This is a genomic window from Flavobacterium alvei (assembly GCF_002920895.1).
Taxonomy (GTDB): Bacteria; Bacteroidota; Bacteroidia; order Flavobacteriales; family Flavobacteriaceae; genus Flavobacterium; species Flavobacterium alvei.
In genome coordinates this window covers 19647-45567 of record NZ_PQVG01000011.1, presented here as the reverse complement: position 1 = coordinate 45567, position 25921 = coordinate 19647, and the positions used below count along the sequence as shown (strand labels likewise).

The 25921-nt window shown below is 34.2% G+C and carries 27 protein-coding genes; 13 read left to right on the top strand and 14 right to left on the bottom strand.

What is annotated here, in order from left to right; all coding sequences use genetic code 11:
• From C3L50_RS15450 to C3L50_RS15435, 4 genes are all read left to right on the top strand, one after another.
• On the top strand, positions 1–659 hold a 659-nt coding region (locus C3L50_RS15450), incomplete at its 5' end, for a T9SS type A sorting domain-containing protein (RefSeq protein WP_133158901.1).
• 98 nt (positions 660–757) lie between these two features.
• Entirely contained in the window at positions 758–2116 is a 1359-nt protein-coding gene (rmuC, locus tag C3L50_RS15445; protein WP_103807084.1) for a DNA recombination protein RmuC, read from the top strand.
• 12 nt (positions 2117–2128) lie between these two features.
• Positions 2129–2494, top strand: a complete 366-nt coding sequence (locus tag C3L50_RS15440) for a 6-phosphogluconate dehydrogenase (RefSeq protein WP_103807083.1) — start codon at positions 2129–2131, stop codon at positions 2492–2494.
• A gap of 70 nt (positions 2495–2564) precedes the next feature.
• Positions 2565–3128, top strand: coding sequence for a YceI family protein (locus C3L50_RS15435; RefSeq protein WP_103807082.1), 564 nt, complete (start codon positions 2565–2567; stop codon positions 3126–3128).
• Here the strand turns inward: C3L50_RS15435 and C3L50_RS15430 are convergent.
• Entirely contained in the window at positions 3106–4020 is a 915-nt protein-coding gene (locus C3L50_RS15430) for a TIGR01777 family oxidoreductase (RefSeq protein WP_103807081.1), read from the bottom strand. The two genes, C3L50_RS15435 and C3L50_RS15430, sit on opposite strands and share 23 nt — an antisense overlap.
• A gap of 121 nt (positions 4021–4141) precedes the next feature.
• On the opposite strand from C3L50_RS15430, the gene C3L50_RS15425 reads away from it, so the two are divergent.
• From C3L50_RS15425 to folE, 5 genes are read left to right on the top strand one after another with little or no spacing between them, the layout of a single operon-like run.
• Positions 4142–4801: a TetR family transcriptional regulator C-terminal domain-containing protein gene (locus tag C3L50_RS15425; RefSeq protein ID WP_103807080.1), complete on the top strand. Its 660-nt coding sequence runs from the start codon at positions 4142–4144 to the stop codon at positions 4799–4801.
• Entirely contained in the window at positions 4802–6106 is a 1305-nt protein-coding gene (locus tag C3L50_RS15420) for an ABC1 kinase family protein (protein WP_103807079.1), read from the top strand.
• Positions 6103–6381, top strand: coding sequence for a TIGR03643 family protein (locus C3L50_RS15415; protein WP_262496710.1), 279 nt, complete (start codon positions 6103–6105; stop codon positions 6379–6381). The genes C3L50_RS15420 and C3L50_RS15415 overlap by 4 nt, the downstream gene beginning before the upstream one ends.
• A 3-nt stretch (positions 6382–6384) precedes the next feature.
• A complete protein-coding gene (locus tag C3L50_RS15410; protein WP_103807078.1) occupies positions 6385–7068 on the top strand; it encodes an SDR family NAD(P)-dependent oxidoreductase in 684 nt (227 codons plus the stop codon).
• 16 nt (positions 7069–7084) lie between these two features.
• Positions 7085–7699, top strand: coding sequence for a GTP cyclohydrolase I FolE (gene folE / locus C3L50_RS15405; RefSeq protein ID WP_103807077.1), 615 nt, complete (start codon positions 7085–7087; stop codon positions 7697–7699).
• A 46-nt stretch (positions 7700–7745) separates the two neighbouring features.
• Here folE and C3L50_RS15400 read toward each other — a convergent pair whose 3' ends face one another.
• The 8 genes from C3L50_RS15400 to C3L50_RS15365 form a co-directional block, all read right to left on the bottom strand.
• Complete coding sequence (locus tag C3L50_RS15400) at positions 7746–9041, bottom strand: cryptochrome/photolyase family protein (protein ID WP_103807076.1); 1296 nt, start codon at positions 9039–9041, stop codon at positions 7746–7748.
• Positions 9041–9502 carry an SRPBCC family protein gene (locus C3L50_RS15395; RefSeq protein WP_103807075.1) on the bottom strand — a complete coding sequence of 154 codons (462 nt, stop codon included), beginning with the start codon at positions 9500–9502 and terminating at the stop codon, positions 9041–9043. Before C3L50_RS15395 ends, C3L50_RS15400 begins: the two co-directional genes overlap by 1 nt.
• A 4-nt stretch (positions 9503–9506) precedes the next feature.
• Positions 9507–10232, bottom strand: coding sequence for a lycopene cyclase domain-containing protein (locus tag C3L50_RS15390; protein ID WP_103807074.1), 726 nt, complete (start codon positions 10230–10232; stop codon positions 9507–9509).
• Positions 10233–10296: 64 nt separating this feature from the next.
• Positions 10297–10737: a sterol desaturase family protein gene (locus C3L50_RS15385; protein WP_103807073.1), complete on the bottom strand. Its 441-nt coding sequence runs from the start codon at positions 10735–10737 to the stop codon at positions 10297–10299.
• A 28-nt stretch (positions 10738–10765) separates the two neighbouring features.
• Positions 10766–11605: a phytoene/squalene synthase family protein gene (locus C3L50_RS15380; RefSeq protein WP_103807072.1), complete on the bottom strand. Its 840-nt coding sequence runs from the start codon at positions 11603–11605 to the stop codon at positions 10766–10768.
• A gap of 11 nt (positions 11606–11616) precedes the next feature.
• Positions 11617–13077, bottom strand: coding sequence for a phytoene desaturase family protein (locus C3L50_RS15375; protein ID WP_103807071.1), 1461 nt, complete (start codon positions 13075–13077; stop codon positions 11617–11619).
• 55 nt (positions 13078–13132) lie between these two features.
• Positions 13133–14032 carry a MerR family transcriptional regulator gene (locus C3L50_RS15370; RefSeq protein WP_394338034.1) on the bottom strand — a complete coding sequence of 300 codons (900 nt, stop codon included), beginning with the start codon at positions 14030–14032 and terminating at the stop codon, positions 13133–13135.
• 45 nt (positions 14033–14077) lie between these two features.
• Entirely contained in the window at positions 14078–15037 is a 960-nt protein-coding gene (locus C3L50_RS15365) for an ion channel (RefSeq protein WP_103807070.1), read from the bottom strand.
• 154 nt (positions 15038–15191) lie between these two features.
• Here C3L50_RS15365 and C3L50_RS15360 point away from each other — a divergent pair, with 154 nt between their 5' ends.
• Complete coding sequence (locus tag C3L50_RS15360; RefSeq protein WP_103807086.1) at positions 15192–16085, top strand: dienelactone hydrolase family protein; 894 nt, start codon at positions 15192–15194, stop codon at positions 16083–16085.
• A 105-nt stretch (positions 16086–16190) separates the two neighbouring features.
• Positions 16191–17249: a hypothetical protein gene (locus tag C3L50_RS15350; RefSeq protein WP_133158900.1), complete on the top strand. Its 1059-nt coding sequence runs from the start codon at positions 16191–16193 to the stop codon at positions 17247–17249.
• A 60-nt stretch (positions 17250–17309) separates the two neighbouring features.
• Here C3L50_RS15350 and carB read toward each other — a convergent pair whose 3' ends face one another.
• Positions 17310–20165 carry a carbamoyl-phosphate synthase large subunit gene (gene carB / locus C3L50_RS15345; RefSeq protein WP_103807067.1) on the bottom strand — a complete coding sequence of 952 codons (2856 nt, stop codon included), beginning with the start codon at positions 20163–20165 and terminating at the stop codon, positions 17310–17312.
• Between the two features lie 153 nt (positions 20166–20318).
• On the bottom strand, positions 20319–20480 hold the full coding sequence (rpmH, locus tag C3L50_RS15340; protein WP_008464848.1) for a 50S ribosomal protein L34: 162 nt from the start codon (positions 20478–20480) through the stop codon (positions 20319–20321).
• A 164-nt stretch (positions 20481–20644) separates the two neighbouring features.
• Here rpmH and C3L50_RS15335 point away from each other — a divergent pair, with 164 nt between their 5' ends.
• Positions 20645–21160, top strand: a complete 516-nt coding sequence (locus C3L50_RS15335) for a hypothetical protein (protein ID WP_103807085.1) — start codon at positions 20645–20647, stop codon at positions 21158–21160.
• A 69-nt stretch (positions 21161–21229) separates the two neighbouring features.
• On the opposite strand, the gene C3L50_RS15330 is transcribed toward C3L50_RS15335, so the two are convergent.
• Together C3L50_RS15330 and C3L50_RS15325 are read right to left on the bottom strand one after the other, a co-directional pair.
• A complete protein-coding gene (locus C3L50_RS15330; RefSeq protein WP_103807066.1) occupies positions 21230–21886 on the bottom strand; it encodes an alpha/beta hydrolase in 657 nt (218 codons plus the stop codon).
• A gap of 285 nt (positions 21887–22171) precedes the next feature.
• Complete coding sequence (locus tag C3L50_RS15325) at positions 22172–23332, bottom strand: hypothetical protein (protein WP_103807065.1); 1161 nt, start codon at positions 23330–23332, stop codon at positions 22172–22174.
• 270 nt (positions 23333–23602) lie between these two features.
• Here C3L50_RS15325 and C3L50_RS15320 point away from each other — a divergent pair, with 270 nt between their 5' ends.
• Complete coding sequence (locus tag C3L50_RS15320; RefSeq protein WP_103807064.1) at positions 23603–24103, top strand: YybH family protein; 501 nt, start codon at positions 23603–23605, stop codon at positions 24101–24103.
• A gap of 81 nt (positions 24104–24184) precedes the next feature.
• Here the strand turns inward: C3L50_RS15320 and C3L50_RS15315 are convergent, their stop codons facing one another.
• Positions 24185–25819: an ABC-F family ATP-binding cassette domain-containing protein gene (locus tag C3L50_RS15315; RefSeq protein ID WP_103807063.1), complete on the bottom strand. Its 1635-nt coding sequence runs from the start codon at positions 25817–25819 to the stop codon at positions 24185–24187.
• Positions 25820–25921: the final 102 nt, after the last annotated feature.

Here is a 25921-nt window from a genome sequence, read left to right as displayed (position 1 = left end):
CAGGAAATACTTTCACTTACAGTTTAGTAGCTGGAACAGGTAGTACAGATAATGCAGCTTTCAATATTTCTGGAAGTAGTTTAAGAATCACGGCTAGTCCTGATTTTGAAACTAAAAACTCTTATTCTATAAGAATAAGAACAACGGATCAGGGAGGATTATCTTTCGAAAAAGCAGTTACTATTACTGTCAATGATGTATGTGAATTAGTTGATACAGTGACACGGTCATCAGGTGTTTTAACAGCGGATCAGCCTGGCGCAACTTACCAATGGATTCAATGTCCTGCAACTATATTAATTGGTGAGAATGGGCAATCATTCACTCCAACAGCTGTTGGTTCTTATGCAGTTGTGGTAACCATCGGAACATGTAGTGTAATATCAACATGCATAAATGTAACTACATTAGGCAATCCCGATTTTGAACAAAAATCTAAGTTTGCAATCTATCCAAATCCAAGTAAAGGAACTATCAACATTGAGTCAGATTCAAATGGCGATTTTCAAATTATTAACCAATTGGGACAAACTGTAAAAATGTTTAATGCCAAAGCCAATGTTGTCAATTCTATAAATGTCGAAACCCTTACTGACGGTATTTATTTTGTAAAAGATTCTAATAAAAACAAATCGTACAAACTGATAATCAAGAAATAGATTTGAATGACAAAAATGAAAAACTGCCCAAGAAGTAATTTTGGGCAGTTTTTTTATTATAAAATAATTACTTTTACTTTCTAAAAAATCTCTTTTTTATGTCAGATATGCTCCCGTTTTTATTAGTATTTGTTGTAGCACTCGCTATTGGCATTTTCATTGGTAAACTTATTTTTTCTGCCAGATTTCAATCGGATAAAATAAGTTTGGAAGAAAAATTAATTGCTCTAAACACCCAATTAGATCAACATAAAGAACAATATTTGGTCGAAAAATCAGCTTTAGAAAAACAATTACACCAAGCCATTCAAGAAAAAGAAAGCATTCGCAACGAGAAAGAAGCCATCAACATTCAGCTAACAAAAAAAGAAGTAGATTTCGAAAATCTTTGGGAACGCAACAAAGAACAAAAAGAGGAAGTTGAAAAACTACAAGAAAAATTCACCAAAGAATTTGAGAATTTAGCCAATAAAATCTTAGACGAAAAGTCGAATAAATTTACAGAACAGAATAAAGAAAATATAAAAAACATCTTGTCACCTCTACAAGATAAAATTCAATTGTTCGAGAAGAAAGTCGAAGACACTCATAAAGAAAGCATTGATTATCACGCAGCTTTGCGCCAACAAATTCTAGGTTTAAAAGAAATGAACCTTCAAATGAGCAAAGAAACCTTGAACTTGACCAAAGCACTAAAAGGCGACAGCAAAATGCAAGGAAACTGGGGAGAACTCATTCTGGAAAGAGTTTTAGAAAAATCAGGATTAGAAAAAGACCGAGAATATTTTGTGCAACAATCCCACACCAATGCAGAAGGAAATAGAGTTTTTCCAGACGTTGTCATCAATCTTCCCGATGGCAAAAAGATGATTGTCGATTCGAAAGTTTCCTTAACCGCTTATGAAAAATATATCAACGAGGAAGACGATGACTTGAAAAATGGCTTTTTGAAAGAACACGTCAATTCGATCAAACGCCACGTTGAGCAATTGGGGGATAAAAATTATCAGGATTTATACCAAATAGAAAGTCCCGATTTCGTCTTGCTTTTTATCCCGATGGAGCCGGCTTTTGCTTTGGCATTGAATGAAGATACGACTTTATACAACAAGGCTTTCGAGAAAAATATTGTGATTGTAACGCCTTCTACCCTATTGGCAACTTTACGAACTATTGACAGTATGTGGACTAATCAAAAACAACAAGAAAATGCTTTTGAAATTGCCCGTCAAGCTGGTGCATTGTATGATAAATTTGAAGGGTTTGTGGCCGATTTAATCAAAATTGGAAAGAAGATTGACGAAAGCAAAGTCGAATACCAAGGTGCTATGAACAAATTGGTAGATGGCAGCGGAAACTTGATAAAAAGGGTTGAAAATTTAAAAAAAATGGGGGCTAAAACTCAAAAATCACTTCCAGCAAACATATTAACCAGAGCCGATAAAGACGAAATTTAAACCAAAAACAAAATGAAAAAAATTTTAATCATTATTACTGCTATTTTAACATTAGTACTAATTTGCTATTTTGCCTTTTTATACAATGCAACTTACAGCGAAGGTGTTCGTTCAGGCGAATTGATAAAATTTAGCAGCAAGGGAATCATTTTCAAAACCTATGAAGGTGAACTAAGCCAAGGAATTTCGGGAGCACAAATTTTTAGTTTTTCGGTGTTGGATAGCGAAGAAAAAGTAATTTCTGATTTGAAAGAACTGGAAGGTCATTACGTAAAACTGACTTACATTGAACGCTACAAAACTTTTCCTTGGTGGGGAGATTCAAAGTATTTTATCATCGGAGTTCAAAAAGAAGAATCCCCATTTAAAATAAAATAAAAAACTACACAATCTACATGAAATTGTCTGATTAATTTTGTAAATTTAGATAATTCTTTACACAGTCAAAATGAAAAAAATACTTTTCATAGTGTTTCTTTTTGTAGTTAAAAATTCTTTTGCTCAAAAAGAAATAGCAACCACTATGGGATTAGTTTATTTTGAGGCTTCTGTACCACTTTTCGAAGAAGTTGCTGCTACCAACAAAACGGTTTCTTGTGTTCTTAATCTAAAAACAGGTGAAATAACCAGTGTTGTTAAAATGAATGAATTCAGATTCAAACTTTCTTTGATGGAAGAGCATTTTAACCAAAAATATTTGGAAACAAATTACTTTCCAAATGCCACTTTAAAAGGTAAAATCGAAGGATTTAACATCAATATCATTGATGAAAATTCCAAAGAATTCAAGCTAAATGGAGTACTGAAAATTCACGGAAAATCAAAAAAAATAAGCATCTTAGTCAAGGTAAAAAATCTAAACAAAACAATTGAAATTAGCTCCAATTTCAACCTTTCTGTTAAAGATTTCGATATCAAAATACCTGAAATTTTAAGTATGAAAGTGGCAGAAGTAGCGAAAATACAAACACTTTTTGTGTTTGAAAAACCTATTTTAGCACACAATCCCTGAGTGCTTCTTCTAAAGAAGTATGTTGAAATTTGAAACCTGAACTTTCAATTTTATTTGAAGAAACTCTTTGTCCTGTCAATACAATTTGAGCCATTTCTCCCAAAATCAATTGCATTATAAAAGCAGGAACATTAGGCAACCACATCGAATAACCGAATAGTTTTGCTAAGGTTTTTGAGAAAACGGTGTTAGTTGTGTTATCCAAAACGGCTGCATTGTAAGCACCTTTAATTTCTGAATTGTTTAATGATTTGAGATAAATTCCACACAAATCGTCAATATGAATCCAAGGCATGTATTGCTTACCTGAACCTAAAGCCGAACCCAATTTCAATTTAAAAACAGGAACCAGTTGTTTCAAAAACCCTTCGTTTTTTCCTAAAACCAATCCAGTTCGAATTTTCACAGTTCGAATGCCTAAACTCGCAATGGTATCAGAAGCTGCTTCCCATTTTTGACAAGTCGTTCCCAAAAAATCATTGGCAAACGAACTGTTTTCTGTGCAAATTTCAGAACCATTTTTAGCTCCGTATATTCCAACTCCTGAAGCTGAAACGAAGGCTTCTGGTTTTTTATTATTATTTTTCAAAACGTTATAAATCAAATGAATAGATTTTTCTCGACTCTTGACAATTGCTTCTTTTCGTTTTGTTGTCCATCTTTTATCGGCAATACCTTCTCCAGCCAAATGAATGATATAATCAGCTTTCAATACCGCATTTTCATCTATGAAATTAGCATCAACATCCCATTGATAATAATTTACTTGTTCGGTATTTTGTTTCTGACTTCTACTTAAAATCGAAACCGAATAACCATTAGCAAGCAACAAATCAGTCAAATGTTTGCCTACAAAACCCGAACCTCCACTTATTAGTACGTTTTTTTTCATAACTGTACAAATCTAAACATTTTTATTTAAAAATAAACATTAACAAATATTTTTGTTTAACTTTAATTAAAAATAGTTAAACATTATGTATCTTTATACCCTAATTTAAAATTACAAAAAAATGGCTACTAAAAAATCAGAAATTACAAGAGACAAAATTGTTTCAATGTATATGAAACACAAATTGGAAAATGCTGAGAAGCCAAAATCAGTATATCAATTTGCAAAGGAAAATGACTTTGAAGAAAAACAATTCTATTCTTTTTTTGGAACCTTAGAAAGTATTGAAAAAGAAATTTATAAACTCTTTTTTGAAAATACGGTTCAGTTGATTCAAAAAGACGCCAACTACAATACGTATGATATGAAAAGTAAAATGTTGAGTTTTTACTTTACCTTTTTTGAAATTCTGTCTGCCAATAGAAGTTATGTTGTAATGAGTTTAAAGGAAGACAAAAACCAACTCAAAAATTTAATACAATTGTCAAGTCTTCGCAGTGAGTTTAAGAAATATGTTGCCGAGATTATTACAGATGAAGAGCGAATACAATTCGAAAAACTGCAAAATTTTCAAGAAAAAGCCATTCAGGAATCGGCTTGGATTCAATTGTTAGTAACCTTGAAGTTTTGGTTAGAAGATAAATCCCCTGCTTTCGAAAAGACAGATATTTTTATTGAAAAATCAGTAAAATTATCCTTCGAATTGATGAATACCACACCATTAGACAGCCTAATCGATTTTGGAAAATTCCTTTTCAAAGAAAAGACACAAAAAAACTAGATGAAAACTATAGACTATATACCGACCTCCAAAATAGAAAGAGCTACAAAATTGGTACAAACTGGTGCCAAAGTAGGCGTCAATTATTTGAAATATTACGGCGAAAAAATGGTCAATTCAGACTTAACTCGTGATAAATTGAACGAAGACAATGCCGAAGATATTTATGATGGATTGAAAAACCTCAAAGGAAGCGCGTTGAAAGTTGCTCAAATGTTGAGTATGGACAAAAGTTTTTTGCCACAGGCTTATGTCGAGAAATTTTCATTATCCCAATTCTCGGTTCCTCCTCTTTCTGCGCCTTTGGTCTTGAAAACATTTAAAAATAATTTTGGAAAAACTCCTCATGAAATTTTTGATGAATTCAATGCCAATTCTGTAAATGCAGCCAGTATTGGTCAGGTACATTTGGCTGTGAAAAATGGTAAAAAATTGGCGGTAAAAATTCAGTATCCGGGCGTTGCCAATAGCATTTCGACGGATTTGGCTTTGGTAAAACCCATTGCCATTCGAATGTTCAACCTTCAAGGGAAAGATTCCGATAAATATTTCAAAGAAGTAGAAGACAAATTGATTGAAGAAACCAATTATTTATTGGAATTGAAACAAAGTCAGGAAGTTGTAAAGGCTTGCTATAAAATAGAAAACTTAGTTTTTCCGAATTATTATCCTGACTATTCATCCGATAAAATCATCACGATGGACTGGATGACGGGCGTTCATTTGGCAGAATTCAAGAACACCAATCAGGAAGTTGCGGATAAAATTGGTCAAGCTTTGTGGGATTTCTATATGTATCAAATTCATATTTTGAAAAAAGTACACGCTGATCCGCATCCTGGGAATTTCTTAGTAAGTTCAAATAACCAATTGATTGCTCTGGATTTTGGTTGTATGAAGCAAATACCAAACGAATTTTATGTTCCTTATTTCGAATTGATTGATAAAAAAGTAATTGATAACAAACAGCTTTTTAGTGATAAATTATTCGAGTTGGAAATTCTTCGAACGGATGATTCAGCCGAAGAAATTGAATATTTCACGCAAATGTTTTATGATTTATTGTCACTTTTCACCCAACCTTTTCAATCAGAAACTTTCGATTTTTCGAACGAAGTGTTTTTTCAAAACATTGCTCAATTAGGCGAACGCTTTTCGAAAGATACCAATCTCAAAAAAATGAACGGCAATCGAGGTTCGAAACATTTTATTTATATGAACCGAACATTCTTTGGATTGTACAATTTGATGTTCGATTTGAAAGCAAAGATTGTGGTCAATGAATTTAAAAAATACCAAGATTGAAAAAAGAATTAACCGATTTAGACAAAGACCGAATCATAGAAATGGCTTGGGAAGACCGAACCACTTTTGACTCTATTCTATTGCAATTTGGATTGAAAGAACAAGAAGTGATCGAACTGATGCGTATGGAAATGAAACCTTCTAGCTTCAGAATGTGGCGCGAAAGAGTGCAGGGTCGAAAAACAAAACACGAAAAATTAAGAAGTTTTGAAAAAGGTAGATTCAAATGCAGCCGACAAAGACAAATCAACAACAACAAAATTTCTAAGAGATAATATATGAAAAACATTGTAATCATTGGCGGCAGCAAAGGAATTGGAAATGCCATTGTCCTGCAACAATTAGAAAAGAACAAAGTAATAAATATTAGCAGAAATGCACCCGAAATTTCGCATCCCAACCTAACACATTATTCGTTAAATGTTTTGCAAGATACGCTTCCAGACATCGAAAATATTGATATTTTGATTTATTGTCCGGGTTCAATTAATTTGAAACCCATTAGCAGTTTGAGCATCGATGATTTTAGAACCGATTTCGAAATTAATGTGATTGGGGCAGTAAAAGCGATTCAGAAATATTTACCAGTTTTGAAAAAAGGCAACAATCCATCCATCGTTTTATTCAGTACCGTAGCAGCGAAATTGGGAATGCCGTTTCACGCCAGTATCGCTACGGCAAAAGCGGGAGTCGAAGGTTTGGTAAAATCATTGGGAGCTGAATTGGCTTCTTCAATACGAATCAATGCCATAGCACCAACTATTACTGAAACTACGCTTGCAGCAGGAATTCTTCGCAACGATCGAATGAAAGAAAATATGATGGAACGCCATCCAATGAAAAATTATCTGAAACCCGAAGAAGTGGCCGAAATGGCGAATTACCTGATTTCAGACCACGCCAAATCTATTTCGGGACAGGTTTTTGAAATGGATTATGGAATTGTAACTTTTAAAATATAAACCAAACAGAAATAGAATGATAGCAAACAAAGTAAAAAGCTACGAAAAAATAGAAGAATACGATACCGAAATCACAGCCATTTTAGCCGAAAATTACCGTTCCATAATTGAGAATTTAGGCGAAGATATTAACCGAGAAGGTCTATTAAAAACACCCGAGAGAGCAGCAAAAGCAATGCAATATCTAACTCACGGTTACGGGTTGAATCCGCTTGAGATACTAAAATCAGCACTTTTTACCGAAGATCATAAACAGATGATTGTCGTAAAAGACATTGAAGTCTATTCGATGTGTGAACATCATATGTTGCCCTTTTTTGGAAAAGCACATATTGCGTATATTCCGAACGGAAAGATTGTGGGTTTGAGTAAAATTCCAAGGATTGTAGATGCTTTTGCCAGAAGAATGCAAGTTCAAGAACGACTGACTGACGAAATCAAAAATTGTATTCAGAGTGCGTTAAATCCATTGGGGGTTGCCGTCGTTATTGAAGCGCAGCATATGTGTATGTGTATGCGTGGCATTCAAAAACAAAATTCGGTTACGACAACATCTTCTTTTAATGGGGCGTTCGAAAAAAATAAAACCAGAAAAGAATTTATTAGTTTGATTACCAATAAATTATCATAGAGACGCGATGCATCGCGTCTCTACGAACAAACAAACAAAAACAATGTCATTTCAAAATTCCCGCCTTGTACGTGGCAATCGCCCGATCTCTGGCAAAGGCGTGTTCGACCATTGGTTCTCCATAGCCCAAATCGAATTCGGGAATCCATTTTCGAATGTAGATTCCTTTTTCGTCGAATTTTTTTAATTGAATTTCGGGATTGAAAACCCTAAAATAAGGCGCAGCATCACAACCTGTTCCTGCCGCCCATTGCCAGTTTCCGACATTGGCTGCCAATTCATAATCCAATAATTTTTGAGCAAAATAAGCTTCGCCCCATTGCCAAGGTAATAATAAATGTTTGCAGAGAAAACTCGCCACCACCATTCGAACTCGGTTGTGCATATAACCGGTTTGGTTCAATTCTCGCATTCCGGCATCAACCATTGGGTAACCTGTAGTTCCCGAACACCAACGCTTGAAATCTTCCTCGTCATTGCGCCATTGAATACCATCGTAAGCCGATTTGAAATTGTTGGTCACCACTTTGGGAAAACTGTACAGAATTTGCATAAAAAATTCTCTCCAAATCAATTCACTCAAAAAAACATCATTTTTTCGAACTGCCCAATTCACTAATTTTCGAATGCTAACGGTGCCAAAACGCAAATGTGGCGATAGATAAGTCGTCGTGTTCAAGGCCGGAAAATCTCGGGTTTCGTGGTAGGTGGCGACATTTTTTAGGTTGTGTGGAATTACCTTTATGGGGTTTTCTACAAATCCAATTTCGTTTAAAGATGGAAAAGCAAAATCATTTTTATGGAAATTAGAAAATTTATTCGTGGCATCATATTCAGGAACTGGTGCAATAGAATGGTATTTTTCCAACCATTTGTTTTTATAAGGTGTGTAAACTGTGTAAGGTAATCCGTCCGCTTTTGCGATTTCTTTTTCTTCAAAAATCACTTGATCTTTGAAAGAGTAATGACTTATTTTATTGTCCTGTAAAAACTTGCAAATTGTTGCATCTCGCTTGATAGCAAAAGGTTCGTAATCTTTATTGAAAAACACTTCCTTGACATCAAATTCTTGAATAAGCTGTTGCCAAACGTTTTGAGTCTTTCCTTTTTTGACCATAAGAGAACTCCCTATAGCTTCTAATTTCTGATTGATTTTCGAAAGTGATTCGTGAATAAAACTTACTCTGGCATCATTTTTTGGTAAACTATCCAAAATAGCTTCATCAAAAATAAATATTGGAATGACTGGATATTGTGATTGCAAAGCGTGACACAAACCCACATTATCTTCTAATCGCAAATCTCTGCGAAACCAAAAAAGAGTTACTTCTTGCTTAGCCATTATTTAGAATTGAAAATTTCATTCACGGCTTTCACTCGGTAATCAAAGATTTCTTTCAACTTATTTTTGACTACCAACGCATTCATAATTTGACCAATGAATCCCAAAGGCAAGGCATAATGAACGACATCGGTCATTTTTACACCGTTTTCTGTTGGTTCAAAAAAATGCTTGTGATGCCAAAGCGCATAAGGGCCAAAACGTTGTTCATCGATAAAATACTCTTTGTCTTTTACAATAGTAATTTCAGTCGTCCATCGCAATTTTAAACCCAAAAGTGGAGATACTTTGTATTGAATGATTTGTCCAGCATACATATTCTTTCCGTCAAAATCGGTGATGTTAAAACCCATTGTGTCGGGCGTAATTTTCTGCAAATTTCGTGGACTGGAGAAAAAAGCCCAACAATCGTCGATAGATGCATTGATGTACTGAACGGTTTCTTTTTTATATACTTTCATTTATTTATTTTTTTAATTCAACCCTGTCAGGGTTTAAAACCTTGATAGGGATAAAATTATTTTCTATTTTTTTAATCAAAACCAAACTCATCAACAGCATCGAAAAAGCATAGGCTACATCTTCAACAGGAATTGTCCCGATTCGGATGCAGAGGTTTTCGGAATTATTATAAATCACCACAGGTTCGTCAATAAAGCTACCCGTTAGAATTCCGTTTACAATCAAAAATGGAATTAGAATGATTAGAAATGTGATGAAAAAAGTATTCAGTACATTCGGTATTTTGAAAACGGTCAGAGTCAAAATGCCAATAAAAACACTATAATTTACGGCAGTGTACCATTTATCTAAATTGAAAAACAAGATAGGAATGGTAATCAACATCAATATCCAATAAATCAATTTTACGGTGCGGTCTGTCAAGGAAACTTTGGGACAAAAATGATGAAACGCAAAATGTATAAATAGACTTGCGTAAGGAATACAAATAAAAAACAACCATTCTTCGATGGGTAAATCAAAAAATTCGATTCCTGAATGATAACGAGGATTGAAACTCCAAATGCCTATTTTAGTAAAAAAAACATCCCAAATAATGAAGAAAGTAGCTGTGATTAAAATGGCCGAAAAAACAGCTTTCCACCGTTTGATATAGCGCATTTTATTCTCAAAACTGTATAGAAACGGAATTATAAAGGAAGCTATATTTAGGAATAAGTATAATGACATTTGTTTTTTCTTGTAGATTTAATCTTTGTCAAAGTTTAAAACTTTGACAAAGATTTCGAACGTATTAAATTTTGAAATATTTAAATGGAACGAACAACATCCCAAAACATTCGCCTTCTTCTTTTCCTAAATGTTTGTGGTGTACTTTATGACCTTTTCTAAGGGCAATTAAATATTTATTTTTGGTGTTTTTAAACAACTTCAAACGTTGATGAATAATTATGTCGTGGACAATAAAATAGCTCAATCCATAAGCAAAAATTCCCAAGCCAATGAAGAATCGGTAATCAAAACCGGCATCAGCTCCGAAGTAAAACAAAAGAATACTCGGAATGGCAAAAATCACAAAAAACAAATCATTACATTCGAAAATATGGGCATATTTGGGTTGGTGGTGATCTTCGTGCAAATACCATAAAAAACCGTGCATTACATATTTGTGCGTGAGCCAAGTCACACATTCCATCAACAAATAAGTGGTCAAAAAAATAAAAAAAGACATCATTCTCGAAAGTTTTAAAAGGTAAAAATAGTTAAACCAAATTCAATTTGTAAGATACGAAAGAATTAGCAAACAACAGTCCTTTAGTGTAATTGGAAACTCGAATTCTTTCGGTTCCAATTTTGTGGCTCGGTGTTTTTTCTAGCTTTCGCAACAATTTTTTATAGTAAACATAAGCAGTATAAACCCCGAATTTGGCTTCCAAAGGCAATTTTTTGATTCCTTGTAAAGCCACTCGAAAATCTTCTTCAATTTCGTTGACAATCATAATTTTTGATTTTTCATCAAAAGAATTTAAATCGACTCCCGGAAAATAATTTCGATTTAAAACCAAATTATCATCTTTTAAATCCCGCAAGAAATTCACTTTTTGGAAAGCCGAACCCAAACGCATCGCTTCGTCTTTGAGTTCTTCATATTTTTGGTTATCGCCTTTCACGAAAACCTTCAAACACATCAAACCCACTACATCAGCCGAGCCATAAATGTATTCGTCATATTCTTGCTTGGTGTGGTAATCTGATTTGACCAAATCCATTTTCATACTTTTCAGAAACGATTGCACCAAATCATCATGAATGTTGTACTTTTTTACCGTTTGCTGAAACGAGTTGAGAATAGGATTCAAACTAATGCCCATTTTCTGAGTTTTATAATATTCGATTTCAAAGTCGTTAATCAAAGTTTCTTTATCGTAACCGTGAAAAGAATCGACAATTTCGTCAGCAAAACGAACGAAACCATAAATACTATAAATCGCTTCTCGAATACTTGGCGCCAACATTTTAACAGCCAAAGAAAATGAGGTGCTGTAACTTTTGGTCACCAACACGCTACATTTAAACGATACTTCGTCAAATAAATTCTTCATATTTTTGGGTATTAAAATTGTTTTTTAATTAAATCAGATACTATTTTTCCAGAAATAATAGATGGTGGAACTCCTGGTCCTGGAACAGTTAATTGTCCTGTGAAAAATAAATTTTTGACTTTTTTGCTAATGATTTTAGGTCTTAAAAAAGCGGTTTGAGTTAGAATATTCGCCAATCCATAAGCATTTCCTTTGTATGAATTGTAATCTTTGACAAAATCTTTGACACAAAAACTTTCTTTAAAGATAATGTTTTCTGAAATAGTTTGATTAGTCAATTGCTCAAAACGTTCGATAATGCTTTTGAAATAGTGTTCTCTAATTTCGGGAGTATCTTCAATTCCGGGCGCAATTGGAATCAAAAATATTCCAGCTTCATTTCCGTTTGGCGCAACCGTTTCGTCTGTTTTACTGGGAAAACTGGCATAGAAAAGGGGTTTTTCGGGCCATTTTGGAGTGTCATAAATATCCTTGGCGTGGACATCAAATTCGGTATCAAAGAACAAAGTATGATGCGAAACATTCTCAATTTTCTTGTCGAAACCTACGTAAAACAATAAGGAGGAAGGAGCAAAAACTTTGCTATCCCAATATTTTTCAGAATAACCTCTGTTTTTTTGGTCCAACAAGGTTTCGGTATGATGATAATCAGCTCCGCTTAAAACCACATCTGATTCGATTGTGATTCCGTTAGAAACCACGCTTTTTACCACGCCATTTTCGACATTGATTTTCTCAACATTTTGGTCGGTTTCAATTTTTACACCTAATTCTAGTGCCAAAGTAACCATTGCTTTGACCACTTCATACATTCCGCCTTTGGGATGCCAAGTACCCAAACCAAAATCGGCATAATTCATAAAACTATAAAAAGAAGGCGTATTGGATGGTTTGGCCCCGAGGAACAAAACTGGAAATTCCATTATTTGCTGTAGGCGATTGTTTTTGATTTTTTTGCGAACCGAAGTACGAATCGTGCTAAAAAACTGATTCACTTTTTTGATGGTAACAGGCGTAATCAATTCGGTTATGGAAATTCCAGGACGATAGACCAAATCTTTGATGGCTACATCATAATTGTGTTTAGCATTATCCAAAAATGATTCCAAATGCTTGGCACTTCCTTTTTCTTCCTTTTCGAAAATATTGAAAATATCAGGTAAATTATCTGGAATTTGCACCGAATCGGCTTTACCAAAATAGACTTCGTAAGCCGGATTGAGTTTATCTAAATGGTAATAATCCGAGGGGATTTTACCAAAATCAGCAAAAAATTTCTCGAACACATCGGGCATCCAATACCAAGTGGGACCAATATCAAAAGTAAAACCTTGTTTTGAAAGTTGACGAGCTCTGCCACCAACTGTGTTATTTTTTTCAAGAATAGTAACATCAAAACCATCCTTGGCCAAATAGCAAGAAGCCGCTAAAGCCGAAAATCCTGAACCGATTATTGTAATTGTTTTTCTCATTTGTTCAACAAAAGTAATAAAAGATTAAACAAAAACAAATCTTCTTAACAATAAATTACAATTCCTTAACCAAGTCAGGAATGGAATTAAAGACAGAAACCGCTTTTGGAAGTTTACTAAGATCAATACACTCGGTCATTCTGCCTAATAACCAAACTTGAGAATCGGCAGTCATTATTTCTGTAGCAATTTCTTGTAAATATGTATTCACTTCATCTTTGGTGGGCTGAACGGTCAGATAAGCAACATAAACAATGTTGTCATAATACTGCTTCATATCTTTTAAACTTTCGATAGGAACGCTTTCACCCAAATAAATGGTTTTATAGCCATTGAGCAAAATTTCATAATTAAGATACATCAAACCCAATTCGTGAATTTCGTTTTCTGGAAGGTATAAAACAAAAACTTTATCGTTTCGAGTAGGCTCTAAAACTTGAATTTTCTCGATATTGACCAACAATTTTTGCTTGATTAAATAGGATATAAAATGCTCTTGCGCAGGTGTTATGGTGCCTGATTGCCACAACAACCCAATTTCATTCATCAAAGGAATAAAGACTTCATAAAAAACCTCACGGAACGATTTTTCGGAAAGCAAATTGGAATAGGTTTTGAAAAACAACACTTGATCAAAATTCATCATTGCCATTTTAAAAGCATTGATAGCGTGGTTTTTGGTGCTTTTTTCTGAAATTATTTCTCGTACCAACAGTTCTATTTTCTCAGAGGAATGTTCTGCAATTCGAGAAATTTTATACCCGTAATTGTGCAACAAAACAATGTTGAGGAGTTTTTGTAGATTATGGGTATCGTAATTTCTTATATTGGTATTGGAACGCATCGGTTCGAGAATGTTGTATCTTTTTTCCCAAATTCGGATGGTGTGTGCTTTGATTCCCGAAAGGTTTTCGAGGTCTTTGATGCTGAAAACAGATTTTATATTGTTTATCATTTTATACAAATTAATAAACAAATATAATGAAATATTTTTTAATCTTTACAAAACAACTTCTTCATAATGATTTAATTTATCGAGATACAAAACCGTTTTGGTATTAGAACTATTTCGAGAATACATCGGCAGGAACTTGGCTCCATAAACCACTTCGTCAAAAGTATAAGAAGTTCGGATGGCAACCGTATTACTGAACATATCATCAAAAGTTTTGATGAATACCAAAATTTCGCCGTTGATGGTTTTAAAATCTTCTTTGGTAAAATGATACAAAGGACTATCCTCTGTAATGGGATGCACTAAAGTCCAACTCAAAGTTAGCGCATTGATTTTATCCAATTCAAGATCCAAGGAGTAGAATTTATTGCTCACAATACCCGCTTCTTCTACACTCATTCCTAACATTATTTTAGCTTCGGCATCGGTAAAATTGGTGTTTTTAAAAGGCGTTAATCGAAGCATCAATGCTGTTCCATCACGATAAGGAGCAATAATAGCGTTGTGAGAAAATTTTATAAACGCAACTGGTTTGCTGAAGCGACCGAAGAATAAACCCGTAGCAATGGCAAAACTCAACAAACCAATCAAGGCTTCTAAAGCCGAAACACTACTGGCTAAAAACCCAGAAGGACTCACGTGGCCATAACCTACTGTAGTAAAAGTTTGTGCGCTAAAAAAATAGGTCTCTCCAAACTTGACCCATTCTGATGCTGAAGTATCAATTCCATTTAGATATTCGATACCAATTGCAAAATAAATTAAAGCAAAAACAAGATTGATACCAACATAAAAAGACAAAAGAATGGACATAAATTTCCAAGCAGGCATCTCAATCATCGTGTGATACCAACTGATGCGATGCAGGAAATGCATTCCCTGTTTTTCGACATTGGCCTTCCCGTTTTTATTGAAAAAACGTCCTCCGTAACTACTTGTGTTGACCCCAAATCCCGAACTTAAATAGGATTTTGCCTTTTCGTTTATTCGTTTTAATAATGCCATTGTGGAGTTGTTTCGTGCAAGGTAAAATTAGTTAAAAAAAATGTTCTGATACAACTTACCAATCAAAGGCTTTCAAAAATGCAGAAACTGAATTGCAAAAAAAAATGAGGTAATTCGTTTTTTTACTAACTTGGTTGCTCCAAAAACTTTCATTATGAAAAAACTAACCAAAGAAGATATCAGTCAAGAAGTATTTGACCTATACGATGATTACGCACACAATAAAATCGAAAGAAGACAATTCATCGAAAAGCTGTCCATTTTTGCAGTAGGAAGCCTTACACTGCCGTCGTTGCTAAGTTTTATGACACCCAATTACGTGGACACCATCACCATTAAAGCGGACGATCCAAGGTTGAAATCAGAATTCATTACCTACGAATCACCCAAAGGCGGCGGAAGCATCAAAGGACTTCTTTCACAACCCACTGATACCAAAAAAAAACTCCCAGGAATTATTGTCGTTCACGAAAACCGTGGACTGAATCCCTATATTGAAGACGTGGGAAGAAGAGCAGCTGTAGAAGGTTTTATCACCTTAGCCCCTGATGCTTTGTCACCATTGGGCGGTTATCCCGGAAATGATGATGCAGGAAGAGAATTGCAAAAAAAGCGTACTCGCGAAGAAATGCTAGAAGACTTTATTGCCGCCTACGAATATCTAAAATCACACAAAGATTGCAATGGATATGTAGGCGTGGTAGGATTTTGTTTTGGTGGTTGGATTTCGAATATGATGGCGGTAAAAATCTCAACTTTGGCAGCCGCAGTTCCTTATTATGGAGGACAACCCACTGCCGAAGATGCCGAAAAAATCAAGACTCCTTTATTATTAAATTACGCCAGTTTAGATACCAGAGTTAACGAAGGCTGGCCTGCTTTTGAAAGCATCCTCAAAAAAAACAAAGTGGAACACACCGCTTATTTTTATGAAGGTGTGAATCACGGTTTTCACAACAATACCACTCCGCAATACGACGAAAAATCCGCAACTCTCTCTTGGACTAGGACTATTGATTTTTTTAAGGAGAAATTGAAGAAGAAATAGTTTTTAAAGAAAATACTGTGAAATAAAAAAATAAGTTATATTTGAATTGATAATTTTTTTTATATGAAACAGACAATAAATTAATTAAAACAAAGTCATAATTAAATGAAATTAAACATAATATTACTTTTTTTATTGTTTTCAAACCTTTGGCTTTATTCTCAAAAAAAACCAATTGAAAATAATAGCAATAGTAAAGAGTTTCTACCTATAGATTTTGATGGTTCCGTAAAAAGCATTGCGATAAAAAGTTATTCTTATAATAAAAAGAAAGAAACTATTGACACTACTGCTTTATACTATAAAATATTCTTCGCAAAAAATGGAAATATTACAAAACACATATATTTTGACAAATCATTTACTAATGAAAGGAAGATTATCGAATATGATGAATTAGAAAGAATTAAAACTATCAAAATCAATGATGATGGAAAAATATGGATAGCTTCAGAGCAATTTTTCAATAATTTCTCCAATTACCCTGATTCCACTAATATTTATTATTACGGAAACAAGTATAAAGAAAAATACATTAACCTGTTCGATAAAAAAAACCTCATCAAACAAGAATTTTACTCTCAAGACACCTTAAGACATTACAATACTTATATTTACGATAAAAAAAACAGATTAATAAAAGATTATTTTACTAACACACAAAATGGTTTTGGCATAACTTTAGGAAAAAGTATAACAGGAGATAAGGATGAAAAAACACTATGGCCAAACGATTCTACAATTTATGACTACAAAAAAATAAAAGACACTTTAATAACTATAAAACTTGAACAAAAAGGTTGGAAAGAGATTAAAAAAGAGTTAAAATCCAATATTTTCACATTAGAAAAATTAGAAAAATATAATCGTGATTTTTTAGAAAATTCTAGATATACATACAAATCGAAAGATTCGATTTTTGATTGCACGTATTATTATAATGAGAAAAGAGAAATTCGCAGTTTTTACAAAACAATTACAACTCCAAAAAGCATAGTTTCCAATTGGAAATCTGATGGATTTTATAACAATGAAGCAAGAACGGAAACAACTTATATCGAGATTGAATTTGATGCCTACAATAATTGGATAGAGAAGAAATATTCTAAAGACAATGCCACTATTTCTCTAATTACAAGAGAAATAGAATATTATTATCATTGACATTTTATGAAACCACAAAAAAAGCCCCAAACGGGGCTTTTTCAATATATAAAACTAAGTTTATTTACTCAAATACATTTTTCTTCGAGAATACAATTCGTAGAATTGGTCGTCTTTCAAATCGTCAATAAACAAGATGCTTTCTCCCGTCGATTTCATTTCTGGTCCTAATGCTTTGTTCACGTTTTGGAATTTGCTGAAAGAGAAAACCGGCTGCTTGATGGCATACCCATTCAATTGCGGGTTGAAATCAAAATCGGTAACTTTTTTCTCGCCCAACATTACTTTTGTAGCATAGTTTACGTAAGGTTCCCCGTAAGCTTTTGCAATAAACGGCACCGTACGAGAGGCTCTAGGATTGGCTTCGATGATGTAAACGATATCGTCTTTTATGGCAAACTGGATATTGATCAAGCCTACTGTTTTCAATGCTTTTGCAATTTTAAACGTATGGTCTTTGATTTGTTGCATTACAAATTCCCCTAAGTTAAATGGAGGTAAAGTAGCATTAGAATCCCCAGAGTGAACTCCACAAGGTTCGATATGCTCCATAATTCCTATGATGTACACATTACCGTCAGCATCGCAAATCGCATCGGCTTCGGCTTCGATTGCTCCTGCCAAATAATGATCTAACAACAATTTATTCCCAGGAATCGATTTTAATAAGTTGATAACGTGCTCTTCTAATTCTTTTTTGTTGATGACAATTTTCATTCCTTGACCACCCAACACATAAGAAGGACGAATCAATAAAGGAAAGTCTAACTTATCCGCCAAAGCAGAAGCTTCGTCAGCCGTTTCAGCAATTCCGAATTGCGGGAAAGGAATTTTCAAGTCGGTTAACAAATCAGAGAAACGTCCTCTGTCTTCGGCTAAATCTAAAGCATCAAAGCTAGTTCCAATGATTTTCACTCCGTACTTGGACAATTTTTCAGCCAATTTCAAGGCAGTTTGTCCACCCAATTGCACGATGACACCTTCTGGTTTTTCGTGTTGAATGATGTCGTAAATATGTTCCCAAAATACAGGCTCGAAATACAATTTATCGGCCGTGTCAAAATCAGTCGAAACCGTTTCAGGGTTACAGTTGATCATAATGGTTTCATAACCACATTCTTTGGCTGCCAAAACTCCGTGAACACAAGAATAATCAAACTCGATTCCTTGTCCAATTCTATTAGGTCCTGAACCTAAAACTACAATTTTCTTTTTATCGGTTACGATACTTTCGTTGTGAACGTAACGCTCTCCGTTTGCTTTTTCGATTTCAGCTTCGAAAGTCGAGTAATAGTAAGGTGTTTTTGCGGTAAACTCTGCCGCACAAGTATCTACTAATTTAAACACACGGTTGATGTTCATAGTCATACGCAAAGTATGCACTTCACTTTCTTTGCAATTCATCATATGCGCAATTTGTCTGTCGGCAAAACCTTTTTGTTTGGCTTCCAACAACAATTCTTTTGGCAAATTAGCAACAGTATAAGTAGAAATTTCTTTCTCTAAAATATAAAGTTGTTCGTATTGTTTCAAGAACCACATATCAATTTTAGTGATTTCGTGAATACGGCTCAATGGAATTCCCATTGCAATAGCATCATAAATCACGAAAACACGATCCCAACTCGCAAAAGTCAATTTCTCGATAATCTGCTCGTAATTGGTATATCCTTTTCCGTCAGCACCCAAACCATTTCTTTTGATTTCCAATGATTGAGTAGCTTTGTGCAAGGCTTCTTGGAACGAACGTCCAATTCCCATTACTTCCCCAACCGATTTCATTTGAAGTCCCAAAGTCCTGTCGGCTCCTTCAAATTTGTCGAAGTTCCAACGTGGTATTTTTACAATTACATAATCCAAAGTCGGCTCGAATAAAGCAGAAGTAGATTTTGTAATTTGGTTTTGCAATTCATCTAAATTGTATCCTAAAGCTAGTTTAGAAGCAATTTTTGCAATTGGATAACCTGTAGCTTTTGATGCCAAGGCTGAGGAACGAGACACACGAGGATTGATTTCAATCGCCACGATATCTTCTTTTTCGTCTGGCGAAACGGCGAATTGCACGTTACAACCCCCAGCAAAATTTCCGATGCTGCGCATCATCAAAATGGCCATATCTCTCAATTTTTGGAAAGTCGTGTCAGACAAAGTCATCGCTGGCGCAACAGTAATCGAATCTCCGGTATGAATTCCCATTGGATCCATATTTTCGATCGAACAGATAATCACAACGTTGTCGTTTTTATCTCTCAATAGCTCTAATTCGTATTCTTTCCAACCAATCAAAGCTTTGTCAATCAACACTTCGTGGATGGGTGACATTTCCAATCCGTAAGTCAGTTTTTCGTCAAATTCTTCTTTAGTATGTACAAAAGCCGCTCCAGTTCCTCCTAATGTAAATGAAGGACGAATTACTAACGGGAAACCAAATTCCTGTGCAATTTCTTTTCCTTCCAAGAAAGAAGTAGCTGTTTTTGCTGGTGCGGTAGGAACATTTATTTTTTGAAGCAATTGTTTAAACTGCTCTCTATCTTCAGTAATATTGATAGCATTTACATCAACACCTATCATTTTCACTCCGAAATCTTGCCAAATTCCTTTTTCATCTGCTTCCAAACACAAGTTCAAAGCCGTTTGTCCACCCATTGTTGGTAAAACCGCATCAATCTGTGGATGTGCTTTTAGGATTTCAATAATGGATTTGGTAGTCAAAGGTTTCAAATAAATATGATCGGCCATAGATGGGTCGGTCATAATTGTTGCAGGATTCGAGTTAATCAAGATCACCTCAATTCCTTCTTCACGAATAGAACGTGCCGATTGGGAACCTGCATAATCAAATTCGCAAGCTTGCCCAATTACGATTGGACCTGAACCTATAATTAAAACCGATTTTATGGAGTTGTCTTTTGGCATTGTGTTGTTTTTGGTGTTTATTTTTACATTAAAGTGTAGGATTTTAAGTCGGTTGAACTAGTAAAATCTTATACTTCAAACATTTTTAATGACAAGGTATAAAAAAAGGCGATACTAATAACAGTAACGCCTTTATGTATGTTTATAAAAACATTATTTTTTATGTCTAGGTTCGCTAGATACAGTCAATTTGTGTCTTCCTTTGGCTCTACGACGAGCTAGGACTTTTCTTCCATTAGCAGAAGCCATTCTGTCCATAAATCCGTGCTTATTTCTTCTTTTTCTTTTCGATGGTTGAAACGTTCTCTTGCTCATTGCTTTGTATCTTTAAAAAATGTATTTATGTGTCTTTGGTAGTTTTGAATTCCGTTATTCTAAAACCGAGTGCAAATATACAAAGACTTTTATTTCTGGCAAGTGGTTTTATAATTTTTTTTTTAATTCCTTTTGTTATCTTTGCTGATATAAATTTACACATTATGTTTCACAAAAATATCAAACTTATTATTACTGTACTTCTTGTAGTTACAGCCATTTGGCAATTTACAGAATCGAATATTGGAAACGGAATCTTCCTTATATTATTGACTGCATTTCCAATTTTTCTTTACTTCAAAAACGAATTTATCTTATTGGCCTTCCTAAAATTAAGAAAACAAGATTTCGAAGGCGCCAAAAAATGGTTAGACTACATCAAAAATCCCGAAGGAGCATTGGTTAGAAAACAACAAGGTTATTTTAATTATTTGCACGGAATAATGCTTTCACAAACCAACATCAATCAAGCTGAAAAATATTTCAAGAAAGCTATTGAGTTAGGTTTGTCGATGGATATGGATTTGGCTGTTGCCAAACTAAATTTGGCTGGAATTGCAATGTCAAGAAGAAGAAAACTCGAAGCAACCAACTTATTGAACGAAGCAAAAAAATTAGACAAACAAAATATGCTAACCGATCAGATAAAAATGATGAAAGAGCAAATGAAGAAACTATAATCCCTCACCCCAGCCCTCTGAGTTAAAAAGATAAAAAGGCGATTAGAACAAACTCTAATCGCTTTTTTTTTATTCCAATATTATTCGAGGCAAGTTTTCGTTCAGCCATTTGTACTTTGTTAATATCATAATATGGGTTCCTCCTTTGACCACTCTACAATTGTGAATATTTTTTATAGGAAAAACATCATCGGCATCGCCGTGAATATGAACCACATTTTCGTCAGCGATAGTTCTTTGCCACAAAATTATTTGCTCGATAGCCCAATCGAGATAACGCTTGTCGCGAACGCAAAGAAATTTTTCATACAATTTAAGTCGTTGATTTATTGTTTTTCCAAAAGAAAACGTCGACAAACTTTCGATATTGGCCACTAAAGTGGTTGGAATCAATTTATAGGCTTTAGCTGTTTTGGCCATTTTCATTCTTTTAGGGAATTCTATATTCGTTTTGACACTCGAAATGATGATTACTTTTCTTGTATCAGCATATTTTGCCATTTCCTGAACTAGAATACCTCCAAAAGAAACCCCAATCAATACTGGATTGGGATGCGTTATTTTCTGAGTAATTCGTTTGGCATAGTCCGCTAAAGATTCATTATCTAAAGGTATTTCCCATTCTAAAAGAATAGTTTCAAAAACGTCTTCTGGAAGTTTAATCCTTTCAAAGATGGAAGAACTTGCGGCCAAACCAGGCATAAAATAAACTGGAATTTTACTCATTATTATAGTTTAACTATATCCAAACCGTATTCCGATTTACAAATACATATTTTGCATAAAATTAATTCTTTTATTGAAAAATTTAAAGTTTACCTCAATTTTATCTTTGAAATAAAACCAATTCATAAATATGATTTTAGCTTCAACATTAAACCAATCGAAATGAATCTAAACTAATATTCCTGTTACTTCTACTCGGAATTCGATTATAAAAAAAGAGGCTATTTCGTTATAGAATAGCCTCTTTTTTTTAATTATTTTTTTAAACGAATTCTATTTATCACTCTATCTTCTAGCGCCACGCATTCCGCCACCGCTTCTTCCTCCTCCACCAAAGTTACTGCCACTACTTCGATTACTAGCTCCTCCTCTATTGAATGAGCTATTAGAAGTCGATGGTCGAGAAAAATTATTGGATGCTCCTGATTGACGAGTTGTTGGACTTGTAGGTCGCGTAGATGGTGATATTGATGGTCTGTTCGATGGACTTGTTGGTCTCACTGAAGGAGAAGTAGGTCTTATTGATGGACTTGTTGGTCTCGTAGATGGAGAGGTAGGTCTTGTTGATGGACTTGTTGGCCTAGTCGAAGGTCTATTCCCATTATTAGTTGAAGGCCTATTATTATTTATATTCCCTGTAGATCTATTGCCATTATTTTTATAGCGACCTTCTCTGTTGTAATTATTTACTGTATTTGATCTATTTCTAGTATTTCTATTATAATTATTATAATGATTTGAATTATTGATATTGATATTTACCGATCCGTGATACCCTCCATAATAACCTCCGTGATAATGATAATGATTTGACCAATAAACACCATACATTATTGGAACCCAAGGGCGGAAATAAGGCGGATAAAATCCGAAATAGAAAGGCGAATAATATGGCATATATGCAGGCGAATACACATATTGTACAATTGGTGGTGACTGAACTACAACCGTAGTAGTGGTAGTAGTTCCTGTTGGAAGATTCATTGTTTCTCCTCCTGAATATCCTGGATTCACAGTACTAGAAGACCCTGTTCCTTTAGGTTCGATCACATAATTTTTACCATATAAATCTTCATCACCCACAATTTGTATTGCAGCATTTTTTGAAACAAAAATAACCGCAACATCTTGATTCTCAGTTTTACTCACTGCAACCTGAAGGACGAAAGAAAATGAATCTCCATCTTTATCGGTGATTACTTTAATAAAATCGACTTTGTTATCATTATTCAAATCTAAATTATTAATACCCTCTTTATCCGCATTTAAAGTTTTTTCAAAATCTTCTATAGTTTTTGACTTTTGAAAAACTTCCATTACTGCGTAAAGATCAAGGTTGTCTCCTGGTAATCCTAACGACACTGGTTTGTCTTTTGTTTGTGAAAAAACAGGTAAGCTTAATAGACCTGCTAGCACTATCGCAATTGCTAAAAAACTATTTTTCATATTTTTGATTTAAAAATTTAAACAATATTAGTTCAATACTAACATGCTAAATTACAAATAAATATTTTTTACATCACAAATTTCTTAAAATTTTTATTTTTAAATACTTCACGAATTATTTTCATTTTTTCAAAAAACTAAAACATGTAGTAACCCTCACTATTCTTATACCAACTTTGAAAAAAAATTAAAAAAACTAATTATTAAATAATATTGGATTAAATTTGTTAAAATAAACGGATATTAAATAATTTTAAAATTACTATAATTATGAAAAACAAGATTTTAACTTTAGGATTAGTGACTGTTTTTGCCACTTTATCAATTTCTTGCAATAAAAAAACGGAAGAAGCTACTGTAACTCCAACAATTGATAAAGAACAAATAAAATTAGAAATTCAAGCCCTCGAAAATACTTTTGCAGAACATTTCAATTCAAAAAATGCGGATAGCATAACCTATTATGCTGACGATGCTAAAAGTTTTTTCATAGGACGAAATCCAATTACCAGCAAAGACTCAATAATCGAATTCTTAAAAAAAGATATAGCTAATTTAGAAAAAGGAGTTAAATTTTCATTTACTACCAATGAAGTCCATGTTTCAAATGATGGAATTAATGTTACAGAAATCGGAGAATTCAAATTAGTTGATTCTACTGGTGTAAAAATAGAAAGCGGAAACTATTTTAGTGTATTCGAAAAAAGGAACGGCAAATATGTTTGTATTAGAGACATTGCTGCTTCAAATATACCTCAAAAAGAGAAATAACACTAAATAATCATATACCAAAAAAACCGCCTTTTTATTAGTAAAAGGCGGTTTTTTTTAAATTTATTTACTGCAAATTTATTACTTCTCGATTTCTCTCAAATGCTCCATTTTTTTATGAGCCAAAAATCCGGCAATATCTTCAAAATGCTCTTTTACTCTTTTGTTTCCAAATTCGAATACTTTCGTGGCTAATCCATCCAAGAAATCCCTGTCGTGCGAAACTAGAATTAAGGTTCCGTCAAAATCACGCAACGCATCCTTGATAATATCTTTGGTTTTCATATCCAAATGGTTCGAAGGCTCATCGAGAATCAATAAATTAACAGGTTCCAATAATAATTTAATCATAGCCAAACGGGTTTTCTCACCACCCGAAAGTACTTTGACTTTCTTAGTAATATCGTCTCCGTGAAACATAAATGCACCTAAAATATTCTTGATTTGAGTTCTCACATCACCCACGGCAATACTGTCAATGGTTTCGAAAATAGTGGCATTTTCATCCAACAAAGCCGCTTGGTTTTGAGCAAAATATCCGATTTGTGCATTGTGACCCACTTCTACCGAACCACTATCAACGCCAATTTCTTTCATAATGGCTTTGATCATCGTCGATTTTCCTTCCCCGTTTTTACCCACAAAAGCTACTTTTTGTCCTCTTTCAATCACGATATTCGCATCTTTGAAAACCACGTGATCGCCATAAGATTTCGACATTTCTTTGACAATCACTGGATATTGTCCTGAACGAGCTGCTGGTGGAAATTTCAATTTCAAAGCTGATGTATCCACCTCATCTACTTCAACAATTTCCAATTTTTCAAGCATTTTCACGCGAGACTGAACGGCATCGGTTTTCGAAAAAGTACCTCGAAATCTATCAATAAATGCTTGATTGTCTGCAATGAATTTTTGTTGCTCATCATAAGCTTTTTGCTGGTGAACACGACGGTCTTTTCTGAGTTCCAAATAATGGGAATATTTGGCTTTGTAGTCATAAATTCGCCCCATCGTCACTTCGATAGTACGATTGGTAATATTATCGACAAAAGCTCTGTCGTGAGAAATCACCACAACGGCTTTGGCAGCATTAATCAAGAAATCCTCCAACCATTGAATACTTTCGATATCCATATGGTTCGTTGGTTCATCCAGCAAAATCAAGTCTGGTTTTCGCAAAAGGATTTTGGCCAATTCAATACGCATTCTCCAACCGCCTGAAAACTCAGAGGTTTGACGAGAGAAATCTTCACGCTCGAAACCCAAACCAGTCAAGATTTTCTCGACTTCGGCTTCGTAATTCACTTCTTCGATGGCATAAAATTTCTCGCTCAAGTCCGAAACTCTTTCGATTAATTTCATATAAGCATCGCTTTCATAATCCGTACGAACGGTCAGTTGCTCGTTGATTTCATCGATTTCGGCTTTCATTGCAAAGATTTCTCCAAAAGCTTTAGAAGCTTCTTCCATAACCGTTGCGCCATCGGTAGTCAATAAATGCTGGGGCAAATAAGCAATCACGGCTTCTTTTGGTGCCGAAATATTTCCTGTTGAGGGTTTGCTTTGCCCTGCAATAATCTTCAAAAGCGTTGATTTTCCCGCACCATTTTTACCCATAAGGGCAATTTTGTCATTTTCGTTGATAGCAAAAGAAACATCACTAAATAAAGTGGTTCCGCCAAATTGAACGGAGATATCGTTAACTGTAATCATTTTTCGAAGTTTGAAGTTGGGAGTTTGAAGTTTGAAGATTCAAAGTCCTAAAAATTAAAAGTGGCAAAGATAGCTTAAATAAGGAATTGGGCAATTTTTAGG